We start from the raw sequence: 8,866 nt of genomic DNA on the forward strand, positions 1-8,866 counted from the left end.
ATTCCGCGAGTCTTCACGAAAACTTCATGGTGTGTCGGCGACACTGTGCGATGTGTCGGGCGATATACACACGGAGAACGTCGGGGCGCCGCCACGGGCCCCCGCACGGACGCAGGGAAGGACGTCGATGACGACGGAGGCCGAACAGGGCAGCCGATGGCTGCGCATTCGGAACGTACTGATCGTGGTCGGTGATGTGGTGGGGGTTGTGGTGCTGATCGTCGCGGTGGCGATCATCGGATCCCATGGCACGTCATTGGATTTCATTCTGGGGGCCGGTCGATAGGTCAGTCCGCGACCGCGTCCGCCAGGGTCTCGTCCGGCGACTCACCGGTCCCGCCGACCGGCCAGCCCGGGTAAGGCGGTGGCGTGCCACCGAATTCGGGGCAGAGCGGTTTGTAGTCGCAATAGGAGCAGAGCCAACTGGTGTTCGGCTGGAAGTCGCCGGTGCGACCGGCCTCCAGAATGGCGGCCCACAGCGCGGACAGCGTGCGTTCGAAGCGGAGCAGCTCCTCCTCGTCGGGGGCGTAGGTGAGGATCTGCTCGTCGGCCAGGTAGATCAGCCGCAGCTGGGTCGGCACGATGCCGCGGGTGCGCAGCACCACCAGCGCGTAGAACTTCAGCTGGAACAGCGCCCTGGTCTCCTGGGTGGGTCCGGGCGCGCGGCCGGTCTTGTAATCGACCACGCGTAACTGTCCGGTCGGCGCGACATCGATCCGATCGACGAAGCCGCGCAATAGAACTCCGTCCGCGAGCTCGACCTCCACCCGCGCCTCGCGCGACTCCGGATCGAAGCGCGTCGGATCCTCCAGCCGGTAGTACGCCTGCACCAGCGCGCGCACCTCGCCGAGGAAACCGTCCAGCTCGGCCTCGGTGATCAGCTCGGTCACCTCGGGCCATTCGGCCGCCATCCGCGCCCACACGGGCACGATCAGCCCCGCTGCCCGCTGTGGCTCCCGCTGCACCGCGGGCAGCCCGTACAGGTCCTCCAGCACCGCGTGCACCACCGTGCCGCGCAGCGCGTTGCGATTCGGCGGCTCGGGAATCCGATCGATCGCCCGCAGCCGGTACTTCAGCGGACACTGCTTGAAATCCATTGCCCGCGAAGGCGACAGCGCCGGGCGCGACCGGCTCGCCGCCGCACCGGCATCGGACGCCTGCGCGCCGTCGGTAGGGGGCGTGGACACGGGCGAGCTCATACCTGGCAGGCTATCCGGCGGCACCGACACGCCGGTGTTCGACTTATTCAGAGCACTGCTCTGCCAGCGAACGGAGATTCATGACGGCCAGACGGACCGGGCCATTCACCCTCGGTGACCGGGTACAGCTGACCGATGCCAAAGGGCGCCTGTACACGGTGGTCTTGGAGGAGGGCAAGGAGTTCCACACCCATCGGGGCGGGATCAAGCACGACAGCTTGATCGGCGCCGACGAGGGCACCGTGGTGAACTCCACCAACGGCACCCCGTATCTGGCCCTGCGCCCGTTGCTGGTCGACTACGTGCTGTCGATGCCGCGCGGTGCCGCCGTGATCTACCCGAAAGACGCCGCGCAGATCGTGCACGAGGGCGACATGTTCCCCGGCGCGCGGGTGTTGGAGGCCGGCGCGGGCTCCGGCGCGCTGACATGTTCGCTGTTGCGTGCTGTCGGGCCGCAGGGCGAGGTGGTCTCGTACGAAATCCGCCAGGATCACGCCGATCACGCGATCCGCAACGTCGAAACTTTCTATGGCGAACGTCCCGCTAACTGGTCGCTGACCGTCGGGGACGTAGCCGATTACGCGGGTGAACCGGTCGATCGCGCCGTGCTGGACATGCTCGCGCCGTGGGACGCGCTACCCGCGGTTTCCAAGGCGCTGGTCCCCGGCGGCGTGCTGATCATCTACGTGGCAACCGTTACCCAGTTGTCCAAGGTGGTGGAGGCGCTGCGCGAACAGGAGTGCTGGACCGAACCGCGCTCCTGGGAATCGATCGTGCGCGGCTGGCACGTGGTCGGCCTCGCGGTGCGCCCCGAGCATCGTATGCAGGGCCATACGGCGTTCCTGGTGAGCGCGCGCAGGCTCGCCGAGGGCACGGTGACCCCCAAGCCGCAGCGCAGGCCCTCGAAGGGCTGACGCGCCGTCTGAACGCGGCCGAGGGTGTCCGCACACCACCCTCGGCCGTCATCGCGGATCAGGCAGGGACGCAGGGCGCCTGCGCGAAGCCGAGCAGCAGGCAGCCGCTTGCGTCCGACAGCTTCCAGGTGCCGCCGACGTTCTCCCAGCTGATCGGCACCGCGGGCGCCGCGCCGTGCGGCGAGTTGATGGTCACCTGCGCGTTCGCGGTGGTGCCTTGCGTTGTGACATCCGCCACTGCGAAGGTCAGCGCGTAACCGGCCAGCCCCTTGTTCATCTGATCGATGTTCGCCGTGCGCTTTTCGCCGTCGACGATCAGCTTGGCCTTGTCCGCCGTGGGTACGGCCGGATCGGACAATTTGACCAGCACCGCCTGCAGCGTCTCCGGGGTCGGCGCGCCAGCGGCAGCGGCAGGCGCGGCGCTGGTCGAGGCCACTGTGCTGGTGGAAGAGACCTTGGCATCGGATTTGTTGTCATCGGAACTACAGCCGACCAGCCCGGCGGTAACGGCGAGGGCGGCGGCAGCGGTAGCAAGAGAAACGCGGAGGGTTCTGGCGGGAAGGAGCATATTCAGCAACCTTTCGGCTCGGTCGGCGAGCGGGCTCACCGAGTGCGGGTTAGGGCAGGCTAACATGGTCATCCGGCGGTCGATCGCAGCCCAGATGTGATCACGACGAAACCATGTCGGAAAGCGAGAACGGTTCGCGCCCGGTAGCGTTGATAGACCGGGACTGGGAGGAGCAGCACATGAGCCCCATCGAGAATTCGGATTCGGCGGCCTGGAGAGAGCTCGAGGCGGTACGCGCCGAAGCGGCTGCACTCCGCAGGCAACTCGCCGATTCGCCGGATCGTGCACGGGAATTGGAAGCCCGCATCGATTCGCTGACGATTCGCAACACCAAGCTGATGGACACACTCAAGGAAGCGCGCCAGCAGCTCGTCGCCTTGCGTGAGGAAGTCGATCGGCTCGGTCAGCCGCCGAGCGGATACGGGATCCTGATCGGCGTGTACGACGATCAGACCGTCGACGTATTCACCTCGGGTCGCAAGATGAGATTGACGTGTTCACCGAACATCGAGACCTCGACCCTCGAATACGGTCAGACCGTCCGGCTCAACGAGGCACTCACGGTCGTCGAGGCCGGAGTGTTCGACGCGATCGGCGAGATCGGCACCCTGCGGGAGATCCTCGATGACGGCCGTCGTGCCCTCGTCGTCGGTCATGCCGACGAGGAACGCGTGGTCTGGCTGGCGGGTCCGCTGGCCAAGGTCGCCGAGTACGACGACATGGACGACCCGGACTCCCCGATTCGTAAACTGCGCCCTGGTGATTCGCTGCTGGTGGACACCAAGGCCGGGTTCGCGTTCGAGCGCATTCCCAAGGCCGAGGTCGAAGACCTTGTGCTGGAAGAGGTTCCGGACGTCGACTACACCGATATCGGCGGTCTCGGTCGGCAGATCGAGCAGATCCGGGACGCGGTGGAGCTGCCCTTCCTGCACAAGGACCTGTTCCGCGAGTACGCGCTGCGCCCGCCCAAGGGTGTGCTGCTCTACGGTCCGCCCGGGTGCGGTAAGACGCTCATCGCCAAGGCGGTGGCCAACTCGCTGGCCAAGAAGATCGCCGAGGCGCGCGGTGAGGATGCCAAGGAAGCCAAGTCGTTCTTCCTGAACATCAAGGGCCCCGAACTGCTCAACAAGTTCGTCGGCGAGACCGAGCGCCACATTCGGATCATCTTCCAGCGGGCTCGTGAGAAGGCGTCCGAAGGTACGCCGGTGATCGTGTTCTTCGACGAGATGGATTCCATCTTCCGCACCCGTGGTTCGGGCGTGTCCTCCGATGTGGAGACCACGGTCGTGCCGCAGCTGCTGTCGGAGATCGACGGCGTCGAGGGCCTCGAGAACGTCATCGTGATCGGCGCCTCCAACCGCGAGGACATGATCGACCCCGCGATCCTGCGGCCCGGCCGCCTGGACGTGAAGATCAAGATCGAACGGCCGGACGCGGAATCGGCACAGGACATCTTCTCCAAGTACCTCACGGAGACGCTGCCGCTGCACGCCGACGATCTCGCCGAGTTCGGCGGCGACAAGCTGGCCTGCGTCCAGGCGATGATCGAACGGGTCGTCGACCGGATGTACGCCGAAAGCGAGGACAACCGCTTCCTGGAGGTCACCTACGCCAACGGTGACAAGGAAGTCCTGTACTTCAAGGACTTCAACTCCGGCGCCATGATCCAGAACATCGTGGACCGCTCCAAGAAGTACGCCATCAAGTCCGTCCTCGACACCGGCAACCCCGGCCTGCGCCTGCAGCATCTCTACGATTCGATCCAGGACGAGTTCTCCGAGAACGAGGACCTGCCCAACACCACGAATCCCGATGACTGGGCCCGCATCTCGGGCAAGAAGGGCGAGCGGATCGTCTACATCCGCACGCTCGTCACCGGCAAGAACGCCAGCGCGAGCAGGGCGATCGACACCGAGTCCAGCACGGGTCAGTACCTGTAGGTTTCAGTACGAAGGGCCGCGCTTCCGTTGGGGGTGCGGCTTTTTCGTGTGGTCGGGTTCGGGCGAGTGGATCGTCTACATCCGGCTGCGTCTAATTCACCGGTAAGAACGCCAGCGCGAGCAGGGCGATCGACACCGAGTCCAGCACGGGTCAGTACCTGTAGGTTTCAGTACGAAGGGCCGCGCTTCCGTTGGGGGTGCGGCTTTTTCGTGTGGTCGGGTTCGGGCGAGTGGATCGTCTACATCCGGCTGCGTCTAATTCACCGGTAAGAACGCCAGCGCGAGCAGGGCGATCGACACCGAGTCCAGCACGGGTCAGTACCTGTAGGTTTCAGTACGAAGGGCCGCGCTTCCGTTGGGAGCGCGGCTTTTTCGTGTGGGTGGGGCGGAGCGGATCGACTACTGCGGCCGATACATCTGGCCGGTTCAGTTACTGATGTTGCCGCGCTTTGTAGGGGCGCTGACGTCGGCGGCGATCACGCCGTCCGCCTGCCTCTCGAGGGAGATTTTGTTCTTGGGTCGTTCGGATGTGGTCGAGTCGGAGTCGTGTGCGGGCGCGGGGTCAGGCGTTGGTTCGGTCATACATTCGAGTATCGACAGTGGCCAGCCGGTCTGCTCCAGTTCGGCCGAACTGGCCTGGCTCGACGCCGTGACTTGATCCGTCCGATTGAGGGTCGGGGGCTGGCACATTGAGGTGTGCCGCGGTCGAATCGTGGCTTTGGTGGGCGGGGGCGCGGCAGACTTGGACGCATGACCAGTGAGATTGAGCAGTCGGCCATAGTCGAGACCGGTGTGGGGAAGGTGCGCGGTGTTGTCGAGGGGGGTGTGACGGCGTATCGGGGTATTCCTTATGCGCAGGCCGCGCGGTTCGGTAAGCCGGAGCCGAGTGCGCCGTGGACCGGGGTTCGGGAGGCGGCTGAATTCGGTCCGGCCGCACCGCAATTGGCTTCGCGGTTGGCGCGGGTGATGGGGAATTTCGAGATTCCGCAGGGGGAGGATTGTCTGTCGCTGAATGTGTGGGCTCCGCCGGGAGACGGTCATCCGGTGCTGGTGTTTCTGCACGGTGGTGGATTCTCCAGTGGCGCAGGCAGTCTCGGGTGGTACGACGGGGCGGAGTTTGCGGCGCTTGGGGACGTCGTGGTAGTGACTGTGAATTACCGAATTGGCGTGTTCGGGTATCTGCGGTTGCCTGGAGTGAGTGATGGCAACTTGGGGCTGCTTGATCAGATCGCCGCGCTCAGCTGGGTGCGCGAGAATATCGCGGCGTTCGGTGGTGACCCTGATCGGGTGACTGCCGCCGGTCAGTCGGCGGGTGCGATATCGCTGGTGGCGATGTTGTCGGGTGAGCAGGGGAGCGGGCTGTTCCAGCAGGCCGTGCTGCAGAGCACGCCGCTCAGCATGCTGCCTGATACGCCGGACGAGGCGGCGCGGACCGGTGGGAAGTTGTTGCAGGAGTTGGGCATCGAAGCCGAACAGCTCGGGGCGGTACCGGTTGCCGAGTTGCTGGCCGCGCAGTCCGCAGTCGCGAGCCGAGCGCCGTCCGGGATCATCCCACCGTTCCAGCTGACGGGTGACGGGACGTTGGTCGATGTCGACCCGGCGACCGCGGTGGGCCGGCACAGCACCATGCCGATTCTGCTGGGCACGACGAGGGACGAGGCGGCGGCATTCTTCTCCGACGATTGGGACGCCATGGAGCAGGCCACCGAGCAGGGCTTCGGCGGGCCGACTCGGCGGCTGGGTGTGGCGCTCAGCGAGCGAGGTGTCGCGCCGTGGCTGTACCGGTTCGATTGGCAGCCGGAAGGTAGTCCGTTCGGTGCGTGTCACTGCCTTGAGCTGCCGTTCTTGCTCGGGACGGCAGCGGCGTGGCAGGACGCGCCGATGCTGCAGGGCGAGCGCCCGCAGCCGTTGGTCGACGAAATGCGCCGCAGCTGGATCAGTTTCGTCCGGGACGGGGATCCGGGGTGGGAGCGCGGCAGCACCCGGCACTTCACTGGCTGATCGTGCTAATATTTGGCCGTGCGGTCAGAAAATAGTACGGACGGCCAGCAAAGGTCGTTTATCGAAGAGGCGCGGCGGCGGCAGATCATCGCGTCCGCGGTGGAGGTGATCTCCGAGGTCGGGTACGGGAACGCGTCGCTGGCGCGGATCGCCAAGCATGCCGGGATCTCCAAAGGGGTCATCTCCTACCACTTCGCCGGTAAAGACGATCTGATGACACAGCTGGTCGTTCAGTTGTATGTGTCGGGCGCCGAGCACGTCGGGCCGAAGGTCGCTGCGGCGATCGGGCCGCGAAACATGTTGCTGGCCTACATCGAATCGAATCTCGCGTTCATCGCCGCGAACACGAACTACGTCGCGGCGCTGATGGATGTGGTGCTGAATCTGCGCGATGCGGACGGCAGGCCGAAGTTCGCCTCGGCCGACGGGGAGCGGGAAATCATCGTGCCGCTGGTCGACATCATGCAGGAAGGCCAGCGCACGGGGGATTTCGGCGAATTCGACCCGCTGGTGATGGCGAAGTCCATCCGCGATGCGATCGACGGCGCGGCCGGACGGGCGATCCGGGAACCGGATTTCGATATGGACGGGTACACGGCGCATATGTGCCGGTTGTTCGATTTGGCTACGCGAAAAGCGGGGGAAGATGACTGACACTGCGACAACCCAAGTGCGGCAACCGGATACGACCGAGGAGCAGCCGCCGTTCGCGCTCGCCGGAGTGGGCGCCATCGCGATCGTGTCCGCGATCGCGCTGCTGGCTTCGGCGGGCCGCTACGGATTCTTCGGCGACGAGCTGTATTTCATCTCCGCGGGTCGCAGGCTCGCGGTCAGTTACGCCGATCAGGGTCCGCTGTTACCCGCGATCGCCCGGCTGATGGATATCATCGCGCCGGAATCCATGGTGGCACAGCGTATTCCGGCGATACTGGTCACGGTCGCCGCGGTGCTGATCAGTGCGCAGATCGCCAGGGAATTCGGCGGAGCACGCAACGCCCAACTGCTGACGGCAACCGCTTACGCCACTTCGCCTTTCCTGCTGGTGCAGGGAACTCAGTTGGCCACCAACACCGTCGACACCGCGCTGTGGGTACTGATCAGCTGGCTGCTCATCCGCTGGGTGCGCACCCGCCGCGACTCGCTGCTGCTGTGGGCGTCGCTGGCCACCGCCCTGGATATGCAGGTCAAATGGTTGATCCCGTTCTTCTGGATCGCCATCGCGATCGGCGTAGCGTTTTACGGTCCGCGTGACCTGTTTCGCCGTCCCGCACTGTGGTTGGGTGCGGGCCTGGTCGTCCTTCTGACGCTGCCGAGCCTGATCTGGCAGGCTTCTCACGACTGGCCGCAGTTGCGGCTCGGCGCAGTGGTCGCTGACGAACAGGCCACCATCGGCGGCCGCTATACCTGGCTGCCGCTGGCCATTGCCGCCGCCGGACTACTCGGTGGGCTGCTGCTGATCTACGGAATCGTGGCCCTCTTCCGCTGGGAACCGTTGCGCCAGTACCGATTCCTCGCCCTGCTCCCACTGCTGCTCACCGTCGCCTTCATCGCCACTGACGGCAGGGCGTACTACGCCGCAGGCTGCTATGCCGCGATCTTCGCCGCGGGCGCGGTGCGCTGGACCGAGAAAACGGGCCGCCTGCGCACCATCGTCACCAGCACGCTGATCGTCATATCCGTTGCCCTCGCGGCATTTACGATGCCCTGGCAGCCCGAGTCCAGCATCAAGCCCGCGACCAGCGAGGCCGACGCGGGCCTGGCGATCGGCGTCTACGGCAAATTCGGCTGGCCCGAACTCGCTGCGGCCGCGGCAACCGCCTACCAATCCCTCCCCGAAGCCGACCGCGCCAACGTCGCCATCATCACCGACTCCTACTGGCAGGCAAGCGCACTCGACGTCCTAGGTACCAACCTCCCCGCCATCTACAGCCCCAACCGCGGCTACGGCTACTTCGGCACCCCACCAGACACCGCAACCACCATCCTCTGGATCGGCAACAACGAATCCGACGTCAGCCCCCTCTTCGCCTCCGTAACCCCCATCGGCCGCGCCGACGCCCGCCTGGGCTTCCCCGGCTCCACCCGCGACGTCACCATCTGGCGCTGCGACCAACCCCGTGCCCCCTGGTCCCAAACTTGGCCAGGTCTGCGGGACTGTGGATTTAACGGTGGTTCCGGCCCAACACGCTGAATGATGTTCAGCGAGGAAGGTGCCGTGATGACGACACTGGATGCCGTGGCATC

General features: G+C 65.5%; 8 protein-coding genes. 6 read left to right on the plus strand and 2 right to left on the minus strand.

The genetic code is table 11. The annotated features are described in order from the left end of the window. Positions 1 to 127: 127 nt before the first annotated feature. Positions 128 to 286, plus strand: coding sequence for a hypothetical protein (locus ACIBK2_RS45270; protein ID WP_396977381.1), 159 nt, complete (start codon positions 128 to 130; stop codon positions 284 to 286). A 1-nt stretch (position 287) separates the two neighbouring features. Here ACIBK2_RS45270 and ACIBK2_RS45275 read toward each other — a convergent pair whose 3' ends face one another. Next, on the minus strand, positions 288 to 1,199 hold the full coding sequence (locus tag ACIBK2_RS45275; RefSeq protein WP_396977383.1) for a RecB family exonuclease: 912 nt from the start codon (positions 1,197 to 1,199) through the stop codon (positions 288 to 290). An 80-nt stretch (positions 1,200 to 1,279) separates the two neighbouring features. On the opposite strand from ACIBK2_RS45275, the gene ACIBK2_RS45280 reads away from it, so the two are divergent. After that, positions 1,280 to 2,113 carry a tRNA (adenine-N1)-methyltransferase gene (locus ACIBK2_RS45280; RefSeq protein WP_396977385.1) on the plus strand — a complete coding sequence of 278 codons (834 nt, stop codon included), beginning with the start codon at positions 1,280 to 1,282 and terminating at the stop codon, positions 2,111 to 2,113. Positions 2,114 to 2,171: 58 nt separating this feature from the next. Here ACIBK2_RS45280 and ACIBK2_RS45285 read toward each other — a convergent pair whose 3' ends face one another. Next, a complete protein-coding gene (locus ACIBK2_RS45285; protein ID WP_396977387.1) occupies positions 2,172 to 2,681 on the minus strand; it encodes a hypothetical protein in 510 nt (169 codons plus the stop codon). Between the two features lie 179 nt (positions 2,682 to 2,860). On the opposite strand from ACIBK2_RS45285, the gene arc reads away from it, so the two are divergent. The 4 genes from arc (at position 2,861) to ACIBK2_RS45305 (ending at position 8,813) form a co-directional block, all read left to right on the plus strand. Further along, the gene (arc, locus tag ACIBK2_RS45290) at positions 2,861 to 4,621 is read left to right on the plus strand and encodes a proteasome ATPase (RefSeq protein WP_379290361.1); all 1,761 of its coding nucleotides are present in this window, start codon (positions 2,861 to 2,863) and stop codon (positions 4,619 to 4,621) included. Positions 4,622 to 5,371: 750 nt separating this feature from the next. Continuing rightward, entirely contained in the window at positions 5,372 to 6,622 is a 1,251-nt protein-coding gene (locus ACIBK2_RS45295) for a carboxylesterase/lipase family protein (protein WP_396977389.1), read from the plus strand. 18 nt (positions 6,623 to 6,640) lie between these two features. Next, complete coding sequence (locus ACIBK2_RS45300; RefSeq protein ID WP_396977391.1) at positions 6,641 to 7,276, plus strand: TetR/AcrR family transcriptional regulator; 636 nt, start codon at positions 6,641 to 6,643, stop codon at positions 7,274 to 7,276. Then, the gene (locus tag ACIBK2_RS45305; RefSeq protein ID WP_396977393.1) at positions 7,269 to 8,813 is read left to right on the plus strand and encodes an ArnT family glycosyltransferase; all 1,545 of its coding nucleotides are present in this window, start codon (positions 7,269 to 7,271) and stop codon (positions 8,811 to 8,813) included. Before ACIBK2_RS45300 ends, ACIBK2_RS45305 begins: the two co-directional genes overlap by 8 nt. The last annotated feature ends 53 nt before the right edge of the window (positions 8,814 to 8,866 follow it).

Source organism: Nocardia sp. NPDC050175, assembly GCF_044459885.1.
In the GTDB taxonomy this organism is placed as follows: Bacteria; Actinomycetota; Actinomycetes; order Mycobacteriales; family Mycobacteriaceae; genus Nocardia.

Bases quoted from the DNA above. Each gene is read 5' to 3' on its own strand.
- ACIBK2_RS45270 (WP_396977381.1), top strand. From the start codon at position 128: ATGACGACGGAGGCCGAACAGGGCAGCCGATGGCTGCGCATTCGGAAC.
- ACIBK2_RS45275 (WP_396977383.1), bottom strand. From the start codon at position 1,199: ATGAGCTCGCCCGTGTCCACGCCCCCTACCGACGGCGCGCAGGCGTCC.
- ACIBK2_RS45280 (WP_396977385.1), top strand. From the start codon at position 1,280: ATGACGGCCAGACGGACCGGGCCATTCACCCTCGGTGACCGGGTACAG.
- ACIBK2_RS45285 (WP_396977387.1), bottom strand. From the start codon at position 2,681: ATGCTCCTTCCCGCCAGAACCCTCCGCGTTTCTCTTGCTACCGCTGCC.
- arc (WP_379290361.1), top strand. From the start codon at position 2,861: ATGAGCCCCATCGAGAATTCGGATTCGGCGGCCTGGAGAGAGCTCGAG.
- ACIBK2_RS45295 (WP_396977389.1), top strand. From the start codon at position 5,372: ATGACCAGTGAGATTGAGCAGTCGGCCATAGTCGAGACCGGTGTGGGG.
- ACIBK2_RS45305 (WP_396977393.1), top strand. From the start codon at position 7,269: ATGACTGACACTGCGACAACCCAAGTGCGGCAACCGGATACGACCGAG.